This window comes from Pseudomonas sp. URIL14HWK12:I5 (genome assembly GCF_900176445.1).
Classification (GTDB): domain Bacteria; phylum Pseudomonadota; class Gammaproteobacteria; order Pseudomonadales; family Pseudomonadaceae; genus Aquipseudomonas; species Aquipseudomonas monteilii.
Window position 1 is genome coordinate 243,577 of the sequence record NZ_FWXQ01000001.1, and the last position, 25,876, is coordinate 269,452.

Consider the following 25,876-nt stretch of genomic DNA (forward strand, 5'->3'; position numbering starts at 1 on the left):
GCGACGTTCGAAATGCCTGCGGCAGAACGTCGCATGTACGAGGCGAAATAGATTAACACAGGGTCGAAATGGGCCGCAGCAAGGGCAGGGGGCGGGGATGAATATCAGGGAGTGGCCGGCTGAAGAGCGGCCGAGGGAGAAGCTGTTGCAGCGTGGTGCGGCGGTACTCACGGATGCCGAATTGCTTGCCGTGCTGCTGGGCTCAGGGGTGGCCGGGCGCAATGTACTGGACCTTGCGCGGGGGCTGCTGATGCGTTTTGGCGGGCTGAGGCAGTTTCTGGAGGCCGAGCGCGACGCGCTGCTGCGCGAGCCGGGCATCGGGGCCGTGAAGTATGCACAGTTACAGGCGCTGCTGGAGATCGGCCGGCGTTATCTGGGTGAGAACATCAAGCGCGCAGAGGCTCTGGATGGGCCAGCGGCGGTGCGGCGTTATCTCAAGGCCATGCTGCGGCATGAGGCCAGTGAAGTGTTCGGGTGCCTGTTTCTGGACACCAAGCACCGGCCGTTGGCGTTCGAGATCCTGTTCAGGGGCACGATAGACCGGGCGAGTGTTTACCCGCGGGAGGTAGTGCGGCGGGCTTTGCTGCATAACGCGGCGGCGTTGATCCTTTGCCACAACCACCCCTCAGGCAACAGTGAACCGAGCCAGGACGATGTGCATCTGACCTTGTTGCTGAAGCGCGGGTTGGCATTGATCGATGTGCGGGTGCTGGATCACATCATCATTGGCGATGGGGAGCCGTTGTCGATGGTTGAGCATGGGTGGATTGTGGCCTGAGGCAGGTCAATGGGGGCAGGGCTGTCAGGTTTCCGTCATGAGGGGTGTGGCGCCTGGGAGATCGAGCGCCGCCCGTGCGGCGCTCGATCTCCCAGGCGCCACACCCCTCAAGGCGGGCACCCCAATACCTACCGTGTCACCGACACCTTGCTGAAATCCAGCCGCCCGAACGGGTTCACCTGGTACCCCTCAACCCCTTGGCGCAGCAGGGTAGCCGCCGTCGGGTGCGCCAGTGGCACCCACAACGCCTGCTGCTGGATCAGCGTCTGCGCCTGCTGGTACAGCCGGCTGCGCACGCTCTGGTCGTTGGTGGTACGCCCGGCGCTGATCAACTGGTCCAGGCGGTTGTCGCAGAAGCGCGCGAAGTTGGTCCCCGACTCGACCGCCGCACAGGAAAACTGCGGGCTGAGGAAGTTGTCCGGGTCGCCGTTGTCGCCTGCCCAACCCATGAACAGCAGGTCATGCTCGCCGGCCTTGGCGCGGCGGATCAGCTCGCCCCACTCGATCACGCGGATTTCAGCCTTGATGCCGATCTTGGCCAGGTCAGCCTGCAGCATCTGCGCGCCGAGGCTGGGGTTGGGGTTGAGCAGGCTGCCGGACGGGCGGGTCCAGATCGTGGTGCTGAAGCCTTCACCCAAGCCAGCCTTGGTCAGCAACGCCTTGGCTTTCTTCAGGTCCAGCGGGTAGCCGGGCAGGTCCTTGGCGTAGCTCCAGGTATTGGGCGGGTAGGGTCCGTTGGCGGCCACCGCGGAATCTTCGAACACGGCCTTGAGATAGGCCTGCTTGTCGAAAGCCAGGTTGATGGCCTGGCGCACTTCCGGTTTGTCCAGCGGCGGGTGCTGGCTGTTGATGGCGACGAAGGCGGTCATGAACGCAGGGGTGCTGGCCACCTTGAGGGTGCCGTCCTTGCCCGCTTCGGCAATGTCCAGTGGCTTGGGTGACAGGGCGACCTGGCATTCGCCGCGCTTGAGCTTCTGCAGGCGCACGTTGGCGTCGGTGGTGATGGCGAAGATCAACGGGTCGACCGCCGGCTTGCCGGCGAAGTAGTCCGGGTTGGCGCGGTAGCGCACCACGGCGTCCTTCTGGAAACGCTGGAACACGAAAGGCCCGGTGCCGATTGGCTGGCTGTTGAGCTTCTCCGGCGTGCCGGCCTTCAGCAGTTTGTCGGCATATTCGGCGGAATAGATCGAGGCGAAGCCCATGCTCAGGGTGGCCAGGAAGGTGGCGTCCGGGTGGCTGAGGGTGAAGCGCACGGTATTCGGTGTCGGTGCCTCGATCGCCTTGATCAGGCTACCCAGCTGCAGCGATTGGGCATGCGGGTAGCCGCCCGGTGCAGTCTTGTGCCAGGCATGGGCCGGGTAGAGCATGCGCTGGAAGCTGAACAGCACGTCGTCGGCATTCAGTTCGCGACTTGGCTTGAAGTAGGCAGTGCTGTGGAACTTCACGTCATCGCGCAGGGTGAAGTCATACACCAGGCCGTCGGCCGATACCGTCCAGCTGGCCGCCAGGCTCGGCACCACCTTGCCTTGCGCCGCGTCGAACTCCACCAGACGGTTCATCAGCACGTCAGCCGTGGCGTTGGTGGTGGTCAGCGAGTTGTACTGCACCACGTCGAAGCCTTCGGGGCTGGCCTCGCTGCAAACGCTCAGCGGGGCGGCCTGGGCAACGGCGGTAGCGAACAGAGCGCCGGCGGCGAACAGAGAGTTGAACAATAAGGAAAGGGCGGCTACACGCATGGTGGCTCCTTGGCAGTCAGTGGCCCATCTGCCTGTGCAGTCTGGAAAAGGCTTACCCTAGTGCGCCCGCCGGCAAATGACCACACCCTTTTTTACAAATCTGGCGACGAGCGGTCGACGGCTGGCGGGGCCCGCCGCTATGCTGGCCCGGCGTGTTCTAGCTTGCGGCAATGTGCATCTACTGTTGTTGCAGCCAAGTCTTTCTGGTATAAAGCAGCGCTCTTTTCTAGGGGCTCGGCCTGTCGCATAAGCGGATCCGGTCGATAAGACCTCCAGAATCACGGCGCCCAGGCGCCAAAGACTGAGAGATTAAGCGGCCAACCCATGCCGGGTTGGGCATGAGGTTTTAGAGGGCTGAGTCATGTCGAGAGTCTGTCAAGTTACTGGTAAGGGTCCAGTAACCGGGAACAACATTTCCCACGCAAACAACAAAACCCGTCGTCGTTTCCTGCCGAACCTGCAGCACCACCGTTTCTGGGTTGAATCCGAGAAGCGTTTCGTGCGTCTGCGCGTTTCCGCCAAAGGCATGCGTATCATCGACAAGCGCGGCATCGACGCCGTTCTGGTTGACATCCGTAAAGCTGGCGCCAAGGTTTAAGGGAGAGCATCATGCGTGAATTGATCCGTCTGGTTTCGAGTGCCGGTACCGGCCACTTCTACACCACCGACAAGAACAAGCGCACCACCCCGGACAAAATCGAGATCAAGAAATATGATCCGGTTGTTCGCAAGCACGTGGTGTACAAGGAAGCCAAGATCAAGTAATTGATCGGCGACCTGAAAAAAACCCGCATCCGAAAGGACGCGGGTTTTTTTATGCCTGCATTAAGGTCAGTTGAAGTTGAAGCCCTGGATCAACAGGTCGGTGCCGGCCTTGATCTGGATGCGCTCGATGTCGTACTCGCGGGTGCACATCTCGTCGGGGCCGACTACCCGGGTGCGGCCGGTGAGGGTGCAGATGGTGTCCTTGATTGCCGGCGAGTAGGGGGTGCCGACCAAGTGGGCGAGGGTTTTCAGAACGTCTTCGTTGGTCATGGTGATCTTCCTGTTGAAGTTGGATGGCCCGACATGGGCAGGGCCATCCTCACGCACGCCAGCAGGCTGCCTGCACTACATAGTTACTTCTGTTCGAACATCACATAGATCTTGCGGCACGGTTCCAGCACCTCCCAGGTGCCTTTGAAGCCGGCCGGAATCACGAACCGATCGCCGGCACGCAGGGTTTTCGCCCCGCCGTCCTGGTCGCGCAGTACCGAAACGCCCTGGACGATTTCGCAGTATTCGTGTTCGGTGTAGTTCACCGTCCACTGGCCCACCTCACCTTCCCACACGCCTGCGGCAAACTGGCCGCACGGGCTGGAATAATGGTTGTAGACAGCCTGGTCAGGCTCGCCCTTGAGGATTTTTTCCGCCGCCGGGCGGTAGCGTTCGGCCTCGGTGATGACCTGCGCGAAGTCGATGATGCTGTCTATTCTCATGGTGCGGCTCCTGTTGTTGTTTAATAAAATGAACATCAGTAGGCTTTTGAGCCCTGCGTGTCAAATATATTGATAGTTTACACCGGCTGGTTTAGGGTATCGCTTGCCCGTGTGCGCGTGTCGCCCGGCCAGAATTCTGACAACGCCTGTGAGTCCTCAGTGCGGCGTTGCACCTAAACAAGAGGAGGAGTTTCGTATGACCACCCTGACCCGTGCGGACTGGGAACAACGTGCCCAGCAACTGAAGATCGAAGGCCGCGCCTTCATCAACGGCGAATACACCGATGCCGCATCCGGTGAAACCTTCGAGTGCCTGAGCCCGGTCGACGGACGCTTCCTGGCCAAGGTTGCCAGTTGCGACCTGGCCGATGCCAACCGCGCAGTGGAAAACGCCCGCGCTACCTTCAATTCGGGCGTGTGGTCGCAGCTGGCCCCGGCCAAGCGCAAGGCCAAGCTGATCCGCTTCGCCGACCTGCTGCGCAAGAACGTTGAAGAGCTGGCGCTGCTGGAAACCCTGGACATGGGCAAGCCGATCGGCGACTCCTCCAGCATCGACATCCCGGGGGCTGCGCAAGCCATTCACTGGACTGCCGAAGCCATCGACAAGGTCTACGACGAAGTCGCCCCGACCCCGCACGACCAGCTTGGCCTGGTGACCCGTGAGCCGGTGGGTGTGGTCGGTGCCATCGTACCGTGGAACTTCCCGCTGCTGATGGCCTGCTGGAAGCTCGGCCCGGCGCTGGCCACCGGTAACTCGGTGGTGCTCAAGCCGTCCGAAAAGTCGCCGCTGACCGCCATCCGTATCGCCCAGCTGGCGATCGAAGCCGGTATCCCGGCGGGTGTGCTGAACGTGCTGCCAGGCTACGGCCACACCGTGGGCAAGGCCTTGGCCCTGCACATGGACGTCGACACCCTGGTGTTCACCGGTTCGACCAAGATCGCCAAGCAGCTGATGGTGTACGCGGGCGAGTCGAACATGAAGCGCATCTGGCTGGAAGCCGGCGGCAAGAGCCCGAATATCGTCTTCGCCGACGCGCCAGACCTGCAAGCAGCTGCCGAAGCGGCTGCCAGCGCTATCGCTTTCAACCAGGGCGAAGTGTGCACCGCAGGTTCGCGCCTGCTGGTCGAGCGTTCGATCAAGGACAAGTTCCTGCCAATGGTGGTCGAGGCCCTGAAAGGCTGGAAGCCAGGCAACCCGCTGGACCCGGCGACCACGGTCGGTGCCCTGGTCGACACCCAGCAGATGAACACCGTACTGTCGTACATCGAGGCCGGCCACCAGGACGGCGCCAAGCTGCTGGCTGGCGGCAAGCGTACCCTGGAGGAGACGGGTGGCACCTACGTGGAGCCGACCATCTTCGACGGCGTGACCAACGCCATGCGCATTGCCCAGGAAGAAATCTTCGGCCCAGTGCTGTCGGTGATTGCCTTCGACACCGCCGAAGAAGCCATCGCCATTGCCAACGACACGCCGTATGGCTTGGCGGCGGGCATCTGGACGTCGGACATTTCCAAGGCCCACAAGACTGCCCGTGCCGTGCGCGCAGGTAGCGTGTGGGTCAACCAGTACGACGGCGGCGACATGACCGCACCGTTCGGTGGCTTCAAGCAGTCGGGCAACGGCCGTGACAAGTCGCTGCATGCGCTGGAGAAATACACCGAGCTGAAGGCGACCTGGATCAAGCTGTAATCGCCGGGGCTGCAGAGCAGCCCCAACAATAGCCGGGTCGGCTCACGCTGCCCCGGCTTTGTCGTTTTTGCTGTTCAAGAACTCTGCCTGGGAGGCTGCAATGCGTTGGGGTACCTATTTCGCCGTGCTGGCATCCGTACTCAGTGTCGGGCTGGCCCTTGGCGTAAGCATGCCGCTGGTATCCCTGCGCCTGGAGGCTTGGGGCTACGGCAGCTTCGCCATCGGCGTAATGGCTGCGATGCCAGCGCTGGGTGTTCTGGCTGGCGCCAGTATCGCCAGCCGACTGGCCGGCTGGGTCGGCGTGCCGTCGGCCATGCGCTTGTGCCTGTGGGGCGGGGCGCTGTCGATCGGGTTGGTCGCGCTGCTGCCCAGCTACCCGCTGTGGCTGTTGCTGCGGCTGATGATCGGTATGTCCCTCACTGTGGTGTTCATCCTCGGCGAAAGCTGGATCAACCAGCTGGTAGTCGAGCAGTGGCGTGGCCGGCTGGTGGCTTTGTACGGCAGCAGCTATGCCCTGAGCCAGCTGGCCGGGCCGTTGGTGTTGGGTTTTCTCGGCTCGGATGACGACTTCGGCTTCTGGGCCGCGACCGGCCTGCTGCTGGCGGCACCGCTGGTGCTGTTGGGGCGTGGCGGAGCGCCGAGCACAGAGGCCTGCAGCGTTACCTTCCGCGACTTGTTCGCCTTCTGCCGGCGCTTGCCTGTGATTGCCTGGGCCATCGCCCTGTTCGCCTCGTTCGAGGCGATGATCCTTACCTTGCTGCCGGTGTATTGCCTGCAGCAAGGCTTTACCACTGAAATCGCCCTGTTCATGGTCAGTACCGTGGTGGTGGGTGATGCAGTGCTGCAGCTGCCTATCGGCGCGCTGGCCGACCATATGTCGCGACGTGCATTGTTCACGGGGTGTGCGGTAACGCTGCTGGTGTCCAGCCTGGCGATTCCCCTGCTGCTGCATACCCCGGTTGTGTGGCCATTGTGGGTGCTGTTCGGGGCCAGTGCTGGTGGCTTGTTCACCCTGTCGCTGGTGCTGATCGGTGAGCGCTACCGCGATGATGAGCTGGTAAGGGCCAATGCCCATGTGGCGCAGCTCTGGGGTATTGGCTGCCTGCTCGGGCCGTTGCTGGCGGGGGCCGGCAGCCAGTGGATCAGCGGACATGCATTGCTGTTCCTGATGGCGGCCGGGGCTGCCGGGCTGGTGGTGTTGACCCAGCGGCGTGGGGCTTTCGAGGCAGTGTCTGCCTGATGGGATTTGGGGCTGCAAAGCAGCCCCAGAAATTGCCGCTACAACATCTTCTCCAAGCCAACGGCCTTGCTGATCCAGGCATTGAACCGCCGCCACATCCCACCTGGCTCTGATGTCAGCATGTGCCGCTGACCATTGTCCTCGGTCGCCCATACCAATTTGTTACCCACCAGTTTCACCTGGTAACTCAACGCAGGCGCCATGCCTTGCTGGGCCAGTTCGCGGGTGTATTCGGCCAGCTCCGGGCTGTCCACCAGCACGCCTACCTCGGTGTTCCACAGCACTGAACGCGGGTCGAAGTTGAATGAGCCGATGAAGGTCTTGCGCCGGTCGAACACGATCGCCTTGGTGTGCAGGCTCGAATCCGAACTGCCACGGAAACTCAGGTGCCCCGCGCTGGGGTCGCCGGGCTGGCGGCGCAGCTCGTACAGCTGCACCCCGTGCTCGAGCAAGGCCCGGCGATAGGGCGCGTAGCCTCCGTGCACCGCCGGTACATCGGTGGCTTCCAGCGAGTTGGTCAGCAGCTTCACCGAAACACCGGCGTCGGCGCGGCCGGTCAGGTACAGCAACCCCGGTTCACCCGGCACGAAGTACGCCGATGTCAGCATCAGCTCGCTGCGCACGTTGGCCAGGTCCGGTGCCAGTTGCTGGCTCAGCAACAGCTGTGGGTCGGGTTCGTCATCGGCCAGCACCTTGTTCGGTGCATCCCACAACGCCTGGGCATGAGCCCAGATCAGCTCGTTGCGCCATACATCCAGGCGCGGCTGCGACTGGTAGGCCATCAGGCGGTCGTACAGGGCCTTGCGCCGGGTTCTGGCTTCGGCCAGGGACACCTCCAGGCGATGGCGGCTGGCGTGCAGGTCATTGGCATCCGGAGCACGCCAGAGGAAGTCGGTAATCGGCCGGCTCAGGGCGCTGTTCCAGTATTGGTCGAAACTGTGGCCAAGCTGTTCAGCCACCGGGCCTACACCCAGCAGGTCTATGTCGGTGAAGTTGAGGTTGGGTTCGGCATCGAAATACTCGTCACCCAGGTTGCGGCCACCCACGATGGCCATGCTGTTGTCCACCAGGAACAGTTTGTTGTGCATGCGCCGGTGCTGGCGCGACAGGTTGAACAGCCGGCCCACGGCGCGCGTCACGCCTGTACTACGGCCCAGGTGCAGCGGGTTGAACACGCGAATCTGGATGTTCGGGTGGGCATCCAGGGTGCCCATGATGGTATCCAGGCCATCGCTGGTGGTGTCGTCCAGCAGGATGCGCACACGCACGCCACGGTCGGCGGCGCGTAGCAGTTCATGCACCAGTGCGCGGGTGCTGAGGCCGTCGTGGACGATGTAATACTGCAGGTCGATGCTTGCCTGAGCGTTGCGGATCAGTTCGGCACGGGCGCGGAATGCCTCGTTGCTGTTGGGCAGCAGGCGAAAGCCCGAGCGCCCCCCGTAGGGCGCGGCCTGGCGCAGCACCGAGCGGCCGAAGGCCGAGTCGTTGGCGGGTAACGCCTGGCTGGTTTCGCGGGGCACACTGACACTGGCGCAGCCGGTAAGGCCGAGCGACAGTACCAGCAGCAGAGGCAAGGCTCGCTGGAGTCTCAAGGGTGGATCGTCCTGTGCAGCAAGGGCTTTAGGGGGTTGGACCGTGGCGGGCGGCGCAAAGTTACGCGTCGGCGCTTTCTTCATCCAGTAGACGAAGGGCGGTTTCACCAACCTTGCGCACGGCGGCTTCGATCTGCGGCGTTGGCCGCGCTGCGAAGTTCATGCGCAGGCAGTGGCGGAACTTGCCCGAGGCCGAGAAGATACTGCCGACGGCAACCTGCACGCCCTGCTCCAGTAAAGCCCGGTTCAGGCGTAGCGTATCGAAATGTTCGGGCAATTCTACCCAGAGCATGAAGCCGCCTTGGGGCCGGCTCACCCGGGTGCCTGCCGGGAAGTAGCGGGTCACCCAGTCGCTCATCAGGTCGCGGCCGCGTTGGTACTGGCTACGCATACGCCGGACGTGGGGTTGATAGTGCCCGGCGGCGATGAAGTCGGCGATGGCCAGTTGGGGCTGGCAGGCGGTGCTGCCGGTGCTGATGTATTTCATGTGCAGCACGCGTTCCAGATAGCGCCCAGGGGCCACCCAACCTACTCGCAGGCCAGGGGCAAGGGTTTTGGAGAACGAACTGCACAGCAGCACGCGGCCATCGTCGTCGAACGACTTGAGGGTGCGCGGGCGCGGGTAGGTGTAGGCCAGGTCGCCGTAGACATCATCCTCCAGAATTGCCACGTCGTAGCGCTGGGCCAGGCTCAGCAAGGCCTTCTTGCGTGCCTCGGGCATGATGTAGCCAAGCGGGTTGTTGCAGCTGGGGGTGATCTGGATGAGCTTGATCGGCCACTGCTCCAGGGCCAGCTCCAGCGCCTCCAGGCTGATGCCGGTGACCGGGTCGGTGGGGATTTCCAGCGCCTTCATACCCAGGCCCTTCAGGGTTTGCATGGCGCCGTGGAAGCTGGGGGAGTCGACGGCAACGATGTCGCCCGGCTCGCACACGGCGCGGATGCTGCACGACAGCGCCTCGTGGCAGCCGGTGGTGATCACCAGGTCAGCCGGGCCCAGGCGGCAACCGGAATCGAGCACCAGCCGGGCAACCTGTTCACGCAGGGCCAGGTTGCCGTGGATGTTGTCGTAGTACAGGCCTGGCATGTCCTGCCGCCGGCTCAACTGCGCCAGGCTGCGCAGCAGCGGCTTGAGGGTGGGGCTGTCGATGTCGGGCATGCCGCGGCCGAGCTGGACCACATCCTTGCGTGGGGTGCTGCGCACCAGTTCCAGCACCTGTTCCCACTGCGAGATGTCCACCGGGCGTTGGGCCGGGCGGCTGACGGCGGGCAGGGCTGGCAGCAGGCGGTGGTCACTGACGAAGTAGCCGGACTTGGGCCGTGGCGAGACCATGCCGCTGTCTTCGAGCGTGCGGTAGGCCTGCTGCACGGTGCTCAGGCTGACGCCATGCTCCACGCTCAGGGCGCGCACCGACGGCAGGCGCTGGCCGGGGCGGTACAGGCCCTGTTCGATGCGGGCGCCGAGCAGTTCGGCGAGGTTCAGGTAGAGGGTCACGGCATACTCCTGCGCTGCATTGGCATAGCGACCGGTACAGTTGGGTTGAAAATACAGCATTCAGTCGATCTTCAGCCAATTCTGTATGGGAATAATAAGGCTGTATTGGATCTGTATTGCCGGTGCTGCCGACGCGCATGCTTTCTCCACGGTATCAATCGAACGGGAGTACGCAGCGATGGGTGGCATGAGCGATGTGCGCTTGCAACTGTTGGCCAGGGAGCTGGAAGTCGGGCAGCAGGCCAAGGTATTCAACGCGCCGGAGGGTTTGGGGCGTTGGGGGCTGATGCTGCATCGCTGGCACACCCGCAGGGCGCTGCTGCAGTTGACGGATGACGAGCTGCGCGATGTCGGGCTGAGCTGGGAGCAGGCCCGGACAGAAGGGCGTAAGCCCTTCTGGAAAGATTGAGGCCTTAGACCAGTTCTTTAAGCCGGTGCCACAGCATCCCCAATGCCAGCAGCGGCGAGCGCAGGTGCTTGCCGCCAGGGAAGGTGATGTGTGGCACCTTGGCGAACAGGTCGAAACGCCCGCTCTGCTGGCCGCTGATGGCTTCGCCCAGCAGGCGCGCGGCCAGGTGGGTGGCGTTGAGCCCATGGCCTGAATAGGCTTGGGCGTAATACACGTTCGGCTGGCTGGCCAGGCGGCCTACCTGGGGCAGGCGGTTGGCGCCGATGCCGATCATGCCACCCCACTGGTAATCGATGCGCACGTCGGCCAACTCAGGGAACACCTTGAGCATCTTCGGCTGCATGTAGGCGGCAATGTCCTTCGGGTCGCGGCCCGAGTAATGGCAGGCCCCACCGAACAGTAGGCGGTTGTCGGCAGACAGGCGATAGTAGTCCAGCGCCACACGCTGGTCGCACACCGCCATGTTTTGCGGCAGCAACCTGCGCGCGCGTTCCTCACCCAGCGGCTCGGTGGCGATGATGTAGCTGCCGGCTGGCAGCACCTTGCCGCCCAGTTCGCGGTTGAGGTTGTTGTGATAGGCGTTGCAGCACAGTACCAGGGTCTTGGCGCGCACCCGGCCTTGGGCAGTATGCACCTGAACCTCGGGACCATAGTCGATACGGGTGACCTCGGACTGCTCGAACAGCTTCACGCCTAGGCGGGCTGCCACGGCGGCTTCGCCCAGGGCCAGGTTGAGCGGGTGCAGGTGCCCCGAGCCCATGTCGACCAACCCACCCACATAGCAGTCGGCGCCGACCACACTGTGGATATCATCTTTGCCGACCAGACGCAGTTCATGCGCGTAGCCCAGGCTGCGCAGTTCTTCGGCGTCCTCGGCAAAGCCCAGCAATTCGGCGGGTTTGTTGGCCAGGTCGCAGTAACCCCAGGTCAGGTCACAGGCGATGGCATGCTTTTCCACCCGCTCGCGCACGATCTGCACGGCCTCCAGGCCCATCAGCTTCATGCTGCGCACGCCGTCCTCGCCAATTACCGGCAGGAACTGTTCAAGGCCATGACCAACGCCACGGATCAACTGCCCGCCATTGCGCCCACTGGCGCCCCAGCCCAGTTTGCGTGCTTCCAGCAGGATGACCGAGAAGCCGCGTTCGGCCAGTTCGATGGCAGTGTTCAGGCCCGAGTAGCCCCCGCCGACGATGCACACATCGGCGCTGTGTGCGCCTTGCAGGAAGGCGTAGTCAGGGTGTGGCGCGCTGCTGGCGGCGTAGTAGGAGGCGGCGTGCTGCGCGCTGTGAATCATTGTGCAGGTCCCGAGGTTATCGACAAAGCATGGAGGATAAGCTCGGGACCAAGAGGGGGCAACCAAGCGGCTATTCAGGTCTGTCTTGTTATCCCAACCGTCAACGGTAGAGATTGCGCTGGGTCGGGCGCATCCATGGTACCGGCGCCACGGATGTCGTAAAGCTGGTGAGCTGTAGCTACCGCAGCAAGAATCCCGTTGTCGGTTTGTGTGGGCAGCTTGTTTTTACTCATCCGTAACAGAGTGTTGGTTGCCTTTAAAGACACAGCCGCCGGGAGTGCTCTGTTCCCGGCTTGAGCGTTTGCCCGGGTAAGCTCAATAAGTGAGTTGACCACCCTTATATTGCCATTGTGCATTTCCAGAACTTGCTCCCCATTCATTGGGGTTACGTGATACGGCCTTGTCTGATTGCCGTTGGATTTCAGCGGCGCATTTGGATCGTACGGCGGCGGTGGCTCGCCCCAACCAAAGTACGTTGGTGGGGCCGGGCTTTTACCTGTGACTACTGCTCCGGGCGCGGCTGGTGAATAGTGAGGCAGCGTAGGCTGTGCCGGAGGCTGATTACGGTTGTCTTGGAAGATTGAATGAATAAGGCTTTGCGGAGCTTTGCGGAGGTCACGCAACCTGACTCGCCCCGACGGGTCCGAGTAGTTGACCGGATCGTTCGAGCAGTAAGCATGAGTATTGATCCCGCCTCTGAGGAACGGGCTTTGTGAGTCGGGGCTATGGAAGCGCATCAATTCAGGACTGTAGCTGCGATGACCCGCCCCGAGTAGATAGCAACCACTGGCAAGATCCAACCGCTCCCCGACGAATCCAATGCTCACTGAGATTGCAGTGGGCATATGGCCAAAAGGAGTAAATGCAAAAGAGTGGTGAGTTTTACTCGATCCGATCATTACGGGCGTTCGTCTTTGATCTAGAGCGACCAAGGCAACACCCGCGTTTTTCCTTTCGGCGAGAGGGAGGTCCAGTGCCTGAACGATGCGAAGCGTATCCTGGGTGCCTTTCAGCACAACAAGCTTCTTTCGGCTGTAGAAGAGTAGAATATGGTTCTTCATTCGCTAGGCTCGATTAGCTGGACTGGGTCGCTGTCTCGTCAGTGTGTGTAGCAAGTAGGCTTACCCACAACTGTCAGAACTACTAGGTCCGCTACCTTTACCGAGCACAAGCGTTATCCGGATAAAACAGCCATCTTCGCCATGTCCTGCAACCGCCACAAAATCCACTTCCTGCGCGAACTCATCCCCTCCTTCGAGTGCGAACCCGGCTGCCACGACTGCTGCGGCCCGGTCACCACCTCGGCAGAAGAAATGGCCCGCCTCCCGCGCAAGTCCCAGGCCGAACAGGACGCCGCTCTGGAGCGCCTGGACTGTGTGCACCTCGGCCCCAACGGCTGCACGGTGTATGAAGAGCGGCCCATGATCTGCCGCCTGTTCGGCACCACGCCGCGCATGCCCTGCCCGCGTGGTCGTGGCCCTGAACCGATGATCGACCCTGCCGCCGAGCAGCTGGTCCATCAGTTCATTGCCACCACCCGCCAGGTGTTGGTCTGACTTCAGTCCGGAATTGGCAGGCAGAGGCTCTCCTTTACCTCCTCCATCACGATGTAGCTCTTCGACTCACGCACGTGCGGCAGCTTCAGCAGGATGTCGCCAAGCAGCTTGCGGTACGACGCCATCTCCGAAATACGCGCTTTCACCAGGTAGTCGAAGTCGCCCGACACCAGGTGGCACTCCAACACATGGGGCAGCTTCAACACCGCGCGGCGGAACTCCTCGAAGGTGTCGCCCGACTTGTAGTCCAGGCTGATTTCCACGAACACCAGCAGGCTGCCCTTGAGGTGCTGCGGGTTCAGGCGGGCGTTGTAGCCCATGATGATGCCCTCGCGCTCCAGGCGGCGAACCCGCTCGGTGCAAGGGGTGGTGGACAGCCCAACTTTCTCGCCCAGTTCGGTGAAGGAAATACGCCCGTCATTCTGCAGGATGCGCAGGATGTTACGGTCGATCTTGTCCAGTTCACGCTTGCTCTGGTGCTGGGTTCTCATAGGGGATGCCCCTCCGTGAAAGGCGATTTTGCCGAGAATTCTCGCCAATAATAGGCTTTTATATAGTGAATTGCACTGGTCTCAAATTCCTATACTGCGTCCATTCATGCCATTTCAATAAAAGTCTGCGGCGTGCCGCGTGTGAGGGATATAACGATGCGAGTTCTGGTACTTGGTAGCGGCGTAATCGGAACCGCCAGTGCCTACTACCTGGCCCGGCAAGGTTTCGAAGTGACGGTGGTCGACCGCCAGCCGGCGGTGGCCATGGAAACCAGTTTTGCCAACGCCGGTCAGATCTCGCCCGGCTATGCCTCGCCCTGGGCCGCACCTGGCGTGCCGCTGAAGGCCATCAAGTGGCTGCTGGAGCGCCACGCCCCCCTGGCCATCAAGCTCACCGGCGACGTCGACCAGTACCTGTGGATGGCACAGATGCTGCGCAACTGCACCGCCAGCCGTTACGCGGTGAACAAAGAGCGCATGGTGCGTCTGTCCGAGTACAGCCGTGACTGCCTCGACGAGCTGCGCGCTGAAACCGGCATCAATTACGAAAACCGCAGCCTGGGCACTACCCAGCTGTTCCGTACCCAGGCTCAGGTAGATGCTGCGGCCAAGGACATTGCCGTGCTCGAACAGTCCGGCGTGCCTTACGAATTGCTCGACCGCGACGGCATTGCCCGCGTGGAACCTGCCCTGGCGGGTGTGAAAGACATCCTGGCCGGCGCCCTGCGCTTGCCTAACGACCAAACTGGCGACTGCCAGCTGTTCACCACCAAGCTTGCCGACATGGCGCTGAAGCTGGGCGTGGAGTTCCGCTTCGGCCAGGACATCCAGCGCCTGGACTTCGCTGGCGACCGCATCAATGGCGTGTGGATCGACGGCAAGCTGGAAACTGCCGACCGCTACGTGCTGGCGCTGGGCAGCTATTCGCCGCAGATGCTCAAGCCGCTGGGCATCAAGGCCCCGGTTTATCCGCTTAAAGGCTACTCGCTGACCGTGCCGATCACCAACGGCGACATGGCCCCGACGTCGACCATTCTTGATGAAACCTACAAGGTTGCGATCACCCGTTTCGACAACCGCATCCGCGTTGGTGGCATGGCTGAAATCGCCGGTTTTGACCTGTCGCTGAACCCGCGTCGGCGCGAAACGCTGGAGATGATCGTCAACGACCTTTATCCTCGCGGCGGTGATCTGAGCCAGGCCAGCTTCTGGACCGGCCTGCGCCCGGCGACCCCGGACGGTACGCCGATTGTGGGTGCGACCGCGTTCCGCAACCTGTTCCTGAACACCGGTCACGGTACTTTGGGCTGGACCATGGCGTGCGGCTCCGGTCGTCTGCTGGCCGACCTGATTGCGCGCAAGAAGCCGCAGATCAGTGCCGAAGGCCTGGACATTTCCCGTTATGGCAACAGCCCGGAAGTGGCCAAGCACGGGCAGACTGCGCCGGCTCACCAGCAGTAATTGCCTGTACCGGCCCTTTCGCGGGCTCGCCCGCTCCCACAGGTATTTCACAGCTTTTGAAAGCTGTGCAGTACTTGTGGGAGCGGGCGAGCCCGCGAAGAATCCAACACCGATTTCAACCCGAACCACCATAAGGCAGCCGCCATGCGTCCCGCCCGCGCCCTGATCGACCTCCAGGCCCTGCGCCACAACTACCGTCTGGCCCGTGAACTGACCGGTGCCAAAGCCCTCGCCGTGATCAAGGCCGACGCCTATGGCCATGGCGCCGTGCGTTGCGCCCTGGCCCTGGAGGCCGAAGCCGACGGTTTTGCCGTGGCCTGCATTGAAGAGGCGCTGGAACTGCGCGCCGCCGGTATCAAGGCCCCGGTGCTGCTGCTGGAAGGCTTTTTCGAAGTCAGCGAGCTGGCGCTGATCGCCGAGCACGACCTGTGGTGTGTGGTGCATTCGTTGTGGCAGCTCGAAGCCATCGAGCAGACCCAGGTCCACAAGCCGCTCACTGTCTGGTTGAAGCTCGACAGTGGCATGCATCGTGTCGGTCTGCACCCCAAGGATTACCACGAGGCTTACCGGCGCCTGCTGGCCAGTGGCAAGGTTTCTCGCATCGTGCTGATGAGCCACTTCGCTCGCGCCGACGAGCTGGATGCCGACGCCACTGCCCAGCAGATTGCCGTGTTCGAGGCTGCCCGCCAGGGCCTGGCCGCCGAATGCAGCCTGCGCAACTCCCCCGGCGTGCTGGGCTGGCCACAAGCCCCCAGCGATTGGGTACGCCCAGGCCTGATGCTGTATGGCGCCACCCCGTTCGAAGTGGCCCAGGCCCAGGCCCAACGCCTGCAACCGGTCATGACCTTGCAATCGCGGGTCATCAGCGTGCGCGAGCTGCCTGCCGGCGAGCCGGTGGGCTATGGCGCCAAGTTCGTCAGCCCCCGGCCAACCCGCGTTGGCGTGGTTGCCATGGGCTATGCCGACGGCTACCCGCGCCAGGCCCCCAACGGCACCCCGGTATTGGTTGCCGGCCAGCGCACCCAGCTGATTGGCCGTGTATCGATGGACATGCTCAGCGTCGACCTGACCGACGTGCCACAAGCCACTGTCGGCAGCCCGGTCGAGCTGTGGGGCAAGCAGGTGCTGGCCAGTGAAGTGGCCGCACACGCGGGCACCATTCCTTACCAGATCTTCTGCAACCTGAAGCGCGTACCGCGGGACTACATCGGCGAATGACACGCTGAAGCGGACAGGTTGAGGGGCGGTGTGTTGTAAATACTGAACGGCATTGCCATGATATCGTTCACATCCACCCCCCATTCCACCGTTTCAGGAGGCTCCAGCTTTGGACGTCGGCGAACGACTGCAAGCCATCCGCAAGCTCAAGGGCCTGTCCCAGCGTGAACTCGCCAAGCGTGCCGGCGTGACCAACAGCACCATCTCGATGATCGAGAAGAACAGTGTGAGCCCCTCGATCAGCTCGCTGCGCAAGGTGCTGAGCGGCATCCCCATGTCCATGGTCGAGTTCTTTTCGGTCGAGCTGGAACCTCAAAGCCCCACGCAGATCGTTTACAAGGCCCACGAGCTGATCGACATCTCGGACGGTGCGGTGACCATGAAGCTGGTCGGCAAGTCGCACCCCAACCGCGCCATCGCCTTTCTCACCGAGGTGTACCCGCCGGGTGCCGACACCGGTGCCGAGATGCTCACCCATGACGGCGAGGAAACCGGCATCTTGTTGGAAGGCCGCCTGGAACTGGTGGTCGGCAACGAGATCTTCATCCTCGAAGAAGGCGACAGCTATTACTTCGAAAGCACCCGCCCGCACCGTTTTCGCAACCCCTTCGACCAGCCCGCGCGGTTGATCAGCGCAGCGACGCCTTCAAACTTTTGATCCAGCGCAGTGCATTGATTCGGCAATACCCCTTTCCCGTGTAGGGTCGTTTCACGGCCTCTGGGTTCCCGCTATACTTTTCAACGCTCGCCGTTTCGTGGCCGCGAGCGTGATTAGCCACCATGAGGGTGTTCGCGTGAACCAAATCAAGAAGATGCTGGCCGTACCAGCAGCCGTATTCGCCCTCTGGGCAATGAGCGCAACCGCTGCGACCAACGACGACATTGCCAAGCGCCTGGAGCCGGTCGGCCAGGTGTGTGTCCAGGGCCAGGAATGCAAAGGCATGGAAGTGGCTGCAGCGGCGGGGGGCGGGGGCGCCAAAACGCCGGATGACATCATCGCCAAGCACTGCAATGCCTGCCATGGCACCGGCCTGCTCGGCGCGCCGAAAATTGGCGACACCGCCGCGTGGAAAGAACGCGCCGACCACCAGGGCGGGCTGGATGGCATCCTGGCCAAGGCCATTACCGGCATCAACGCCATGCCGCCGAAAGGCACCTGCGCGGACTGCTCGGATGACGACCTGAAAGGCGCGATCAAGAAAATGTCCGGGCTGTGATCTACAGCTGAATTGCACGAAGCCCGCCTTTGATGGCGGGTTTTGTTTATGGGCTCCAGTGCAGGCAACCAATTGCCGTAGGCCTGTGTCCAACCCCTGAACCCATGTCTCAGGAGGCCCCGATGCACCTCTGCGCCATCGACCAGGCTGTCGAGCAGGTCCTGTCCCGGCTGCCAGCCCATATCCACATGGGCCTGCCCTTGGGTCTGGGAAAGCCTAACGCTTTCGTAAACGCCCTCTATGCCCGGGTGCGCGATCTGCCAGAGCGGCAGTTGACCATCTACACCGCGCTGACCCTCGGCCGACCACCACTGGGCGACGGCCTGCAACGACGCTTTCTCGAACCCTTCGTCGAGCGCGTCTTCGCCGACTACGAAGAGCTCACCTACCTCGCCGACCTGCGCAACGACAGCCTGCCGCCAAACATCCGCGTAGAGCAGTTTTTCATGCAGCCCGGCAGCCTGCTGCACAGCGAATCGGCCCAGCAGGACTACATCAGCAGCAACTACAGCCACGCCGCCCGTGACATCAATGCCAAGGGCCTGAACCTGATCGCGCAACTGGTCGCTGCCACTCCCGAGAAGCCCGTCCACCTCAGCCTGGCCTGTAACCCCGACATCACCCTCGACCTGCTGCCAATGATCGCCAAGCGCCGTGCGGCCGGCGAAACCATCCTGATGCTTGGCCAGGTACATACCGAACTGCCGTACATGCCCGGCGATGCGGAATTGCCCATCGATGCGTTCGACCTGCTGATCGATGAAGCCGAGCAGCGCCGGTTGTTCTCCACGCCGAACATGCCGGTCAACACCCAGGATCACTGCATTGGTTTGCACGCCAGCACGCTGGTGCGTGACGGCGGCACCTTGCAGATCGGCATCGGTGCCATGGGGGATGCAGTCGCTGCAGCGTTGCTGGCGCGCCAGGGCGACAACGCGGGCTACCGGGCCCTGCTCGACGAGCTGGATATCGGCCCGTGGCAGGCGCTGATTGAGCGGGAAGGGGGGCTGGAGACTTTTGCCGAAGGCCTGTACGGCTGCAGCGAAATGTTCGTTAACGGCCTGTTGGTGCTGGCCGAAGCGGGCTTGCTACGGCGCTCGGCCGATGAGCAGGGGCCGTTGTTGCATGGTGGCTTTTTCCTCGGGCCTCAAGCGTTCTACCAGCGGCTGAGGGAGATGCCGCTTGAGCAGCGCGCACGGTTTGCCATGACCCGTATCAGCTTCATCAACGAGCTGTACGGGCAGGAAGAACTCAAGCGGCACCAGCGGCGCGATGCGCGCTTCATCAACACGGCGTTCGGCATGACGCTGCTCGGTGCCGGGGTGGCCGATCAGCTGGAAGATGGCCGTGTGCTCAGCGGCGTGGGTGGGCAGTACAACTTCGTCGCCCAGGCTCATGCACTGGAGGGTGGGCGCTCGATTTTGCTGCTGCGCAGCTGGCGTGAGTCGGGCGGGGAGGTGACCTCTAACCTGTTCTGGACCTATGGCCACTGCACCATCCCCCGGCACCTGCGCGATATCGTGGTGACCGAGTACGGCATTGCCGACCTTCGCGGGCAGACCGACAGCGAGGTGATTGCGCGGTTACTGGCAGTGTGCGATTCGCGGTTCCAGCAGGGGCTGACCGAGCAGGCGAAAGAGGCCGGCAAGCTGCCCAGGGATTTTCAGCTGGATGCGCGTTTTACTGACAATACGCCACAGCGTCTGGAGGCAATCCGGGCGCGGCATGCGCGGTTGTTCCCGGAGTACCCGATGGGGACGGATTTTACGGCCGAAGAGCGTGACCTGTTGCGGGCGCTGACCTGGTTGAAAAGCAAGTTCAAGCTGAGCGAGGTGCTGGAGTTGGGCAAGGCAGCGCTGGATGCGCCGGGGCCGGAGGGGTATGAGGGGCACCTGACGAGGATGCAATTGGATCAGCCGCATGGGCTAAAGGAGGAGCTTTATCATCGGCTGCTGCTGGCGGGACTGGCGGCGACCTGAAGATTGCCGGGGCTGCTTTGCAGCCCTTTCGCGGCACAAGGCCGCTCCTACAGTGAGAATGCGATCGCCTGTAGGAGCGGCCTTGTGCCGCGAAAGGGCCGCAAAGCGGCCCCAATGGTGCTTACTCGATGAAGCTGACCACACCACCTTCCAGCGACTTCACCCGGGCCAGCGATTCAACGCGGTAGCCCTGGCTGTCCAGCTCGGCACGGCCGCCCTGGAACGACTTTTCGATGACGATACCCAGGCCCGCCACGGTGGCGCCGGCTTGCTTGATGATCGAGATCAGCGCCTGCGACGCCTTGCCGTTGGCCAGGAAGTCGTCGATCACCAGCACGCGGTCGCTGCTGTTGAGGTGGCGCGGCGAGATGGCCACGGTGTTTTCGGTCTGCTTGGTGAAGGAATACACCGAGGCGGTCAGCAGGTTCTCGGTCAGGGTCAGCGACTGGTGCTTGCGGGCGAAAATCACCGGCACGCCCAGCTTCAGGCCCGTCATCACCGCCGGGGCAATGCCCGAGGCTTCGATGGTGACGATCTTGGTCACGCCCGCGTCAGCGAACAGGCGGGCAAACTCGTCACCGATCAGCTGCATCAGCGCCGGATCGATCTGGTGGTTGAGAAACGCGTCGACTTTAAGAACCTGGTCGGAAAGCACGATGCCTTCTTCGCGAATCTTCTGATGCAGTGCTTCCACTTTGTTTTCCTCGATGTAGCAAAGGTGGCCGCAAATAGCGGCAAAGTTTAAGAGTAATGGTTGATCAGCGTTTGAGCATTGCCCGGATATCGGCCAGGGCGTTATTGCCGCGTGCGGCCTTCACCTCGACCGGTGCATCGTCCAGGCCCTCCCAGGCCAGGTCGTCCGGTGGCAGTTCGTCGAGGAACCGGCTGGGCGTGCAGTCGATGATTTCACCGTACTGCTTGCGCTTGGCAGCGAAGGTGAAGGCCAGCGTCTGGCGTGCGCGGGTGATGCCCACGTAGGCCAGGCGGCGTTCCTCTTCGATGGTGTCGGCCTCGATGCTGGAGCGGTGCGGGAGGATTTCCTCTTCCATGCCCATGATGAACACGTAGGGGAACTCCAGGCCCTTGGAGGCGTGCAGGGTCATCATCTGCACACCTTCGGCGTTCTCTTCCTCTTCCTGCTGGCGCTCGAGCATGTCGCGCAGCACCAGCTTGCCGATGGCGTCCTCGATGGTCATGTCACCCTCTTCATCCTTCTCGAGGGTGTTCTTCAGCGCTTCGACCAGGAACCAGACGTTGCTGATGCGGAAATCGGCAGCTTTGTCACTGGCGGTCTGCTGGCGAATCCAGTTCTCGTAGTCGATGTCGCGGATCATCTCGTGCAGCGCGGCAATCGGGTCTTCCAGGGCAACCTTTTGGCGTACCCCGTCCAGCCAGTGCTTGAAACGCTGCAAACGCTCGGTGTAGCGGGCATCCAGGTGCTCGCCCAGGCCCAGCTCCTCGCTGGCGGCGTACATCGAAATGCCGCGCTCGGTGGAATAGTTGCCGAGCTTTTCCAGGGTGGTGGAGCCGATTTCCCGGCGCGGTACGTTGATGACGCGCAGGTAGGCGTTGTCATCGTCCGGGTTCACCAGCAGGCGCAGGTACGCCATCAGGTCCTTGACCTCCTGGCGACCGAAGAAGCTGTTGCCGCCCGACAGGCGATATGGCACCTGGTGGTGCTGCAGCTTCAGCTCGATCAGCTTGGCCTGGTAGTTGCCACGGTAAAGGATGGCGAAGTCGCTGTACGGGCGGTTGGTGCGCAGGTGCAAGGTGAGGATTTCCATGGCCACGCGCTCGGCCTCGGCTTCCTCGTTCTTGCAGCGGATCACGCGGATCTCGTCGCCCACGCCCATCTCGCTCCACAGTTGCTTCTCGAACGCGTGCGGGTTGTTGGCGATCAGCACGTTGGCACAGCGCAGGATGCGGCTGGTGGAGCGGTAGTTCTGCTCCAGCATGACGATCTTCAGGGAGGGGTAGTCCTCCTTGAGCAGCATCAGGTTCTCGGGACGGGCACCGCGCCAGGCATAGATCGACTGGTCGTCGTCGCCTACCACGGTGAACTGGTTGCGCATGCCGATCAGCATCTTCACCAGCAGGTACTGGCTGGCGTTGGTGTCCTGGTATTCGTCCACCAGCAGGTAGCGCACGCGGTTCTGCCAGCGTTCCAGCACCTCGGGATGCTCCTGGAACAGCTTGACCGGCTGCAGGATCAGGTCGTCGAAGTCCACCGCGTTGAACGCCTTGAGTGTGCGCTGGTAGTGGGTGTAGACGATGGCGGCGGTCTGCTCGCGCGGGTTGCGCGCCTTTTCCAGGGCTTCGGGCGGCAGGATCAGGTCGTTCTTCCAGGCACCGATCATGTTCTTGATCTCGTCGATGCCGTCGTCGCCGGAGTATTCCTTCTGCATGATGTCCGACAGCAACGCCTTGATGTCGGACTCGTCGAAGATCGAGAAGCCCGGCTTGTAGCCCAGGCGCTCGTGCTCCTTGCGGATGATGTTCAGGCCCAGGTTGTGGAAGGTACACACCGTAAGGCCACGGCCTTCCCCCGGGCGCAGCAAGGTGCCGACACGTTCCTTCATCTCGCGCGCGGCCTTGTTGGTAAAGGTCATCGCCACGATGTACTGGGCACGGATGCCGCAGTTCTGGATCAGGTGGGCAATCTTGCGCGTGATCACGCTGGTCTTGCCCGAACCTGCACCGGCGAGCACCAAAAGAGGGCCGCCGACGTAGTCACGGGCTTCCTGCTGCCGGGGATTGAGTCGGGACATGCTAGAAACCGGGGGTCGCCAGAAAATAGCCGCGCATTCTAACAGGCATGGGGCCGTTATGGCGCGACCGTCTGACGTCTGAGTCAGACTTTTATCCGGCCTACTATTAGTGGGACTAATCCTAGCACCTGAAAAAATCATATTTGCCGGTTCGGCTCGTTTCGAGCAGGATGCACGACAAAATACGTCGGGATGCTACACCCGTAGAAACATGTATAAAAGTGAAAATCATTTTCATTAAATGCAGTAGCATACCCGCCAGTTATCGTTGCACCGTGAAGCCCTAAGGAGTCCGCTTGTCCACGCCTGTCGAACCTTTGCGTTTGCTGCTGTTGGCTGATGAGCCGGAATGGGCCGCCTTGTTGCACGCTTGCATGCCTGCCCTGAGCGGCAGCGCCGTGCTGCTTACCGCCCCGAACTGGGAATCCGTCGACAGCCTGTTCAGCAATGATCGCCAGGCTGTGGTGCTGGCAACCCCGGCCCTGCAGCCCGTGCCCGGGCGCTGCGACCTGCCGACCATCCTGCTGCTCGACCACGAGCCCGAGGTGGCGCCCACGGCCGTCAGCGACTGGCTGGTACGCGGCCAGCTCAATGCCGATACCTTGCGCCGCTCGCTGCGTCATGTGCGTGAACGTGGAGTGCTGGTGGCCACCTTGCAGCGCCTGGCTGAGCAGGACCCCCTGACCGGCATCGCCAACCGCCAAGGTTTCCAGGCCTTGCTGACTGCGCGCCTGGCCGAAAACGAAGGCCGTGGCGTTGCCTTGGGCCACCTGGACCTGGACAACTTCCGCCACGTCAACGATGCCCTCGGCCACCAGAGCGGCGACCGGCTGATTTTGCAGGTGGTGGCGCGGCTGCAAAACCAGCTGGAGGCGGGTGACCAGCTGGCCCGCCTGGGCAGCGACGAGTTTGCCCTGCTGATCGACACCCGCCGCGACGCCAACCGCGCCGAATGGATTGCCGAGCGTATCGTCGAAGCCTTGGCCGAACCCTACTTCATCGACGGCGAAAGCCTGCTGCTGGGCTGCAGCCTGGGCCTGGCCCATGCCCGCGCCCAAGCGGGGGCCGACCCTTTGATGTGGCACGCCCACATCGCCATGCGCCAGGCCAAGGGTAGCCAAGGCTGCACCTTCCATGTGTTCAACGAGCGCATCAACCGCAACGCCCGTAGCCTGGCCGATTTGGAAAGCGAGCTACGCCGCGCCCTGCGCCGTGATGAGCTGGAGCTGCACTATCAGCCACGGCTTGACCTGGCGGACGGGCGCATCGTTGGCCTGGAGGCGCTGGTGCGCTGGCGCCATGCCGAGCGCGGGCTGCTGCCGCCCAGCGAGTTCGTGCCGTTGGCCGAGCAAAGTGGCCTGATCGTGCCGCTGGGTTACTGGGTGATTTCCCGGGCGCTGCGCGACATGCAGGCGCTGTGCGAGCGCGGCCTGGAACCGCTGCACATGGCGGTTAATCTCAGCTTCCGCCAGTTCCAGGACAGCCAGCTGCTGGCCACCCTGAGCCGCCTGATCATCGAGCATGGTGTGGATGCCCGTTGGCTGGAGTTCGAGCTGACCGAAACGGCAGTGATGCGCCGCAACGAACTGGTACGCCAGACCATGGATGCCCTTGGCCGCCTGGGTGTGCGCTTCTCGCTCGACGATTTTGGCACCGGGTTCTCTTCGTTCGTGCACCTCAACAGCCTGCCGATCACCTTGCTCAAGGTAGACCGCAGCTTTGTGGCCGAAATGGAAATGCGCGAGGAAAACCGCAAGCTGGTGCATGCCATGATCAACCTGGCGCATAACCTCAACCTGGAGGTGGTGGCCGAGGGGGTGGAGAGTGAAGCGCAACTGGCCTTGTTGCGAGGGTTTGGGTGCGATCAGGTGCAGGGCTACCTGGTCAGCAAGCCGCTGCCGGTGGGGGAATTGATCGAATTTTTGCTGGATTGCAGCAGGCCGAAGCTGGTTAGCGTTTGAGATAGCAGGGGAGGGCTTCGCCCTCCTTTCGCGGCCCCAACAATCAAACAGACACCACAGACCTGTCAGGTGAACCGGCCTTCCCCAGCAGCCGCTTCATCCGCCACTCAAAGCCAAACGTCAGCGCCACCGCCGCACACGCCAGCCCCAGCGCCAAGCCCCACCAGATCCCGACCGCGCCGGCGCCCAGGTTGAACGCGAACAGCCACGCACTCGGCGCACCCACCAGCCAGTAGCACACCAGCCCGATCAGGAAGGTGGTCTTGGCATCCTTCAGCCCGCGGATCGAGCCCATGGCAATCGTCTGCATGCCATCGAACAGCTCGAACCACGCCGCCACCATCAGCAACTGCACGGCCACCTGGAAGATCGCGGCAAAGGCCGGGTCGTTACGGTCGATAAACAGCCCCACCAGCGCCTCGGGCAGCAGCAGGAACAGCGCGGCGAAGGCAAACATGATCATCGCCCCGAAGCCAATGCCCACGCGCCCGGCGCTGCGCGCCGCCAGCAGGTTGCCAGCGCCGTAATACAAGCCCACCCGCATGGTCACCGCATACGACAGCCCTGTCGGCACCATGAATGCCGTGGACACGATCTGCAGGGCGATCTGGTGCGCGGCCAACTCGGTACTGCCCAGCACGCCCATGCACAGCGCGGCGAAGGCGAACAGGCCCACTTCCACCATGTAGGTACCGCCAATTGGCAGCCCCAGACGCCACAGCTCGCGCAGTGCTGGCAGCGACGGGCGCGACAGGCCCTGGCGCAGCGGGTAGGCGGCATAGGCCGAGTGCCAGCGGATATACAGCGCCAGCGCGATAGCCATGCCCATCGACACCACCGCGGTGACCAGGCCGATGCCCATCAGGCCCAGCTTGGGCAGGCCGAACATGCCCTCGATCAGCGCCACGTTGAACAGGTAGTTGAGCACCGTGCCGGCCAGGCTGATGACCATCACCGGGGTCGAGCGCCCCAGCGCACTGGTGAAACCGCGCAACGCCATGAACGTCAGGTAGCCGGGCAGTGCCAGTGGCAGCAGCGTGAGGAATTCGGCCGCCGAGGCTACGTTCTCGGGCTTTTGCCCGAACAGTAGCAGCACCGGCTCCAGGTTCCACAGCACCAGCGCGGCGAACAGTGCCAGGCCCCAGGCCAGCCACAGGCCGCTCTGCGCCAGTCGGGTCGCGCCTTCGATATCGTTGGCACCCTTGCGAATCGCCACCAGGGTGCCGACTGCGGCGATCACACCCAGGCAGAAGATCGACACGAACGAGTAGCTGGCTGCACCTAGACCGCCACCGGCCAGGGCCTGCGGGCTGATGCGGGCCATCATCAGGGTGTCGGTCAGCACCATCAGCATGTGCGCCAACTGCGAGGCAATCAGCGGCCCGGCCAGGCGCAGCAAAGCCTTGAGTTCTGTGGTGGGCGCGACGTGCATGAGGGCTGTCCTTCTTCCTGAGGTGATGAACGAAGGGCGATTCTGAGGCTTTGGTCAACTTTGCACAAAAGGATAAAAGCG

General features: G+C 62.7%; 24 protein-coding genes. 13 read left to right on the forward strand and 11 right to left on the reverse strand.

Features of this window, described 5'->3' with window-relative positions; all coding sequences use genetic code 11:
• Window positions 1–97 precede the first annotated feature (97 nt).
• Entirely contained in the window at window positions 98–778 is a 681-nt protein-coding gene (gene radC / locus B9A31_RS01195; RefSeq protein ID WP_025754242.1) for a RadC family protein, read from the forward strand.
• A 128-nt stretch (window positions 779–906) separates the two neighbouring features.
• Here the strand turns inward: radC and B9A31_RS01200 are convergent, their stop codons facing one another.
• Window positions 907–2,514 (reverse strand): ABC transporter substrate-binding protein, encoded by a 1,608-nt coding sequence (locus tag B9A31_RS01200; protein WP_019096652.1) that lies wholly within the window; start codon window positions 2,512–2,514, stop codon window positions 907–909.
• Window positions 2,515–2,875: 361 nt separating this feature from the next.
• On the opposite strand from B9A31_RS01200, the gene rpmB reads away from it, so the two are divergent.
• Both rpmB and rpmG read left to right on the forward strand, forming a co-directional pair.
• Window positions 2,876–3,112 (forward strand): 50S ribosomal protein L28, encoded by a 237-nt coding sequence (rpmB, locus tag B9A31_RS01205; protein ID WP_003253504.1) that lies wholly within the window; start codon window positions 2,876–2,878, stop codon window positions 3,110–3,112.
• Window positions 3,113–3,123: 11 nt separating this feature from the next.
• The gene (gene rpmG / locus B9A31_RS01210) at window positions 3,124–3,279 is read left to right on the forward strand and encodes a 50S ribosomal protein L33 (protein ID WP_003253507.1); all 156 of its coding nucleotides are present in this window, start codon (window positions 3,124–3,126) and stop codon (window positions 3,277–3,279) included.
• 66 nt (window positions 3,280–3,345) lie between these two features.
• Here rpmG and B9A31_RS01215 read toward each other — a convergent pair whose 3' ends face one another.
• Window positions 3,346–3,549, reverse strand: a complete 204-nt coding sequence (locus B9A31_RS01215) for a hypothetical protein (protein WP_019096653.1) — start codon at window positions 3,547–3,549, stop codon at window positions 3,346–3,348.
• Window positions 3,550–3,632: 83 nt separating this feature from the next.
• Window positions 3,633–3,992, reverse strand: a complete 360-nt coding sequence (locus tag B9A31_RS01220; RefSeq protein WP_012274818.1) for a cupin domain-containing protein — start codon at window positions 3,990–3,992, stop codon at window positions 3,633–3,635.
• Window positions 3,993–4,188: 196 nt separating this feature from the next.
• Between B9A31_RS01220 and B9A31_RS01225 the strand changes: the two genes are divergently transcribed.
• Together B9A31_RS01225 and B9A31_RS01230 are read left to right on the forward strand one after the other, a co-directional pair.
• Complete coding sequence (locus B9A31_RS01225) at window positions 4,189–5,682, forward strand: aldehyde dehydrogenase (RefSeq protein ID WP_016712689.1); 1,494 nt, start codon at window positions 4,189–4,191, stop codon at window positions 5,680–5,682.
• 100 nt (window positions 5,683–5,782) lie between these two features.
• Window positions 5,783–6,922, forward strand: coding sequence for an MFS transporter (locus tag B9A31_RS01230; RefSeq protein WP_016712688.1), 1,140 nt, complete (start codon window positions 5,783–5,785; stop codon window positions 6,920–6,922).
• 38 nt (window positions 6,923–6,960) lie between these two features.
• On the opposite strand, the gene B9A31_RS01235 is transcribed toward B9A31_RS01230, so the two are convergent.
• Both B9A31_RS01235 and B9A31_RS01240 read right to left on the reverse strand, forming a co-directional pair.
• Complete coding sequence (locus B9A31_RS01235; protein WP_025754243.1) at window positions 6,961–8,514, reverse strand: phospholipase D family protein; 1,554 nt, start codon at window positions 8,512–8,514, stop codon at window positions 6,961–6,963.
• A gap of 61 nt (window positions 8,515–8,575) precedes the next feature.
• Window positions 8,576–10,006: an aminotransferase-like domain-containing protein gene (locus B9A31_RS01240; protein WP_161751322.1), complete on the reverse strand. Its 1,431-nt coding sequence runs from the start codon at window positions 10,004–10,006 to the stop codon at window positions 8,576–8,578.
• Between the two features lie 178 nt (window positions 10,007–10,184).
• Between B9A31_RS01240 and B9A31_RS01245 the strand changes: the two genes are divergently transcribed.
• On the forward strand, window positions 10,185–10,415 hold the full coding sequence (locus B9A31_RS01245) for a DUF1127 domain-containing protein (RefSeq protein WP_016712685.1): 231 nt from the start codon (window positions 10,185–10,187) through the stop codon (window positions 10,413–10,415).
• 4 nt (window positions 10,416–10,419) lie between these two features.
• On the opposite strand, the gene B9A31_RS01250 is transcribed toward B9A31_RS01245, so the two are convergent.
• Window positions 10,420–11,712 carry an NAD(P)/FAD-dependent oxidoreductase gene (locus tag B9A31_RS01250; RefSeq protein WP_025754245.1) on the reverse strand — a complete coding sequence of 431 codons (1,293 nt, stop codon included), beginning with the start codon at window positions 11,710–11,712 and terminating at the stop codon, window positions 10,420–10,422.
• Window positions 11,713–11,786: 74 nt separating this feature from the next.
• Window positions 11,787–12,773 carry an RHS repeat-associated core domain-containing protein gene (locus tag B9A31_RS01255; protein WP_084296603.1) on the reverse strand — a complete coding sequence of 329 codons (987 nt, stop codon included), beginning with the start codon at window positions 12,771–12,773 and terminating at the stop codon, window positions 11,787–11,789.
• 141 nt (window positions 12,774–12,914) lie between these two features.
• Between B9A31_RS01255 and B9A31_RS01260 the strand changes: the two genes are divergently transcribed.
• Window positions 12,915–13,268, forward strand: coding sequence for a YkgJ family cysteine cluster protein (locus tag B9A31_RS01260; RefSeq protein WP_027614810.1), 354 nt, complete (start codon window positions 12,915–12,917; stop codon window positions 13,266–13,268).
• Between the two features lie 2 nt (window positions 13,269–13,270).
• Here the strand turns inward: B9A31_RS01260 and dadR are convergent, their stop codons facing one another.
• Window positions 13,271–13,759, reverse strand: a complete 489-nt coding sequence (gene dadR / locus B9A31_RS01265) for a transcriptional regulator DadR (protein ID WP_003258963.1) — start codon at window positions 13,757–13,759, stop codon at window positions 13,271–13,273.
• Between the two features lie 156 nt (window positions 13,760–13,915).
• Between dadR and dadA the strand changes: the two genes are divergently transcribed.
• The 5 genes from dadA (at window position 13,916) to B9A31_RS01290 (ending at window position 19,634) form a co-directional block, all read left to right on the forward strand.
• Complete coding sequence (gene dadA / locus B9A31_RS01270; protein ID WP_016712682.1) at window positions 13,916–15,220, forward strand: D-amino acid dehydrogenase; 1,305 nt, start codon at window positions 13,916–13,918, stop codon at window positions 15,218–15,220.
• Window positions 15,221–15,364: 144 nt separating this feature from the next.
• The gene (alr, locus tag B9A31_RS01275) at window positions 15,365–16,438 is read left to right on the forward strand and encodes an alanine racemase (protein ID WP_016712681.1); all 1,074 of its coding nucleotides are present in this window, start codon (window positions 15,365–15,367) and stop codon (window positions 16,436–16,438) included.
• A gap of 109 nt (window positions 16,439–16,547) precedes the next feature.
• Window positions 16,548–17,096, forward strand: a complete 549-nt coding sequence (locus tag B9A31_RS01280) for a cupin domain-containing protein (protein ID WP_019097519.1) — start codon at window positions 16,548–16,550, stop codon at window positions 17,094–17,096.
• A gap of 154 nt (window positions 17,097–17,250) precedes the next feature.
• Window positions 17,251–17,655, forward strand: coding sequence for a c-type cytochrome (locus tag B9A31_RS01285; RefSeq protein ID WP_033693936.1), 405 nt, complete (start codon window positions 17,251–17,253; stop codon window positions 17,653–17,655).
• 122 nt (window positions 17,656–17,777) lie between these two features.
• Window positions 17,778–19,634, forward strand: coding sequence for an acetyl-CoA hydrolase/transferase C-terminal domain-containing protein (locus B9A31_RS01290; RefSeq protein ID WP_084296604.1), 1,857 nt, complete (start codon window positions 17,778–17,780; stop codon window positions 19,632–19,634).
• A 121-nt stretch (window positions 19,635–19,755) separates the two neighbouring features.
• Here the strand turns inward: B9A31_RS01290 and B9A31_RS01295 are convergent, their stop codons facing one another.
• Together B9A31_RS01295 and rep are read right to left on the reverse strand one after the other, a co-directional pair.
• Window positions 19,756–20,328 (reverse strand): xanthine phosphoribosyltransferase, encoded by a 573-nt coding sequence (locus B9A31_RS01295; RefSeq protein WP_003253535.1) that lies wholly within the window; start codon window positions 20,326–20,328, stop codon window positions 19,756–19,758.
• Window positions 20,329–20,392: 64 nt separating this feature from the next.
• The gene (rep, locus tag B9A31_RS01300) at window positions 20,393–22,402 is read right to left on the reverse strand and encodes a DNA helicase Rep (RefSeq protein WP_016712678.1); all 2,010 of its coding nucleotides are present in this window, start codon (window positions 22,400–22,402) and stop codon (window positions 20,393–20,395) included.
• 296 nt (window positions 22,403–22,698) lie between these two features.
• On the opposite strand from rep, the gene B9A31_RS01305 reads away from it, so the two are divergent.
• Entirely contained in the window at window positions 22,699–24,363 is a 1,665-nt protein-coding gene (locus tag B9A31_RS01305) for a putative bifunctional diguanylate cyclase/phosphodiesterase (protein WP_019097521.1), read from the forward strand.
• Between the two features lie 43 nt (window positions 24,364–24,406).
• On the opposite strand, the gene B9A31_RS01310 is transcribed toward B9A31_RS01305, so the two are convergent.
• A complete protein-coding gene (locus B9A31_RS01310; RefSeq protein ID WP_019097522.1) occupies window positions 24,407–25,795 on the reverse strand; it encodes a NorM family multidrug efflux MATE transporter in 1,389 nt (462 codons plus the stop codon).
• Window positions 25,796–25,876 lie beyond the last annotated feature (81 nt).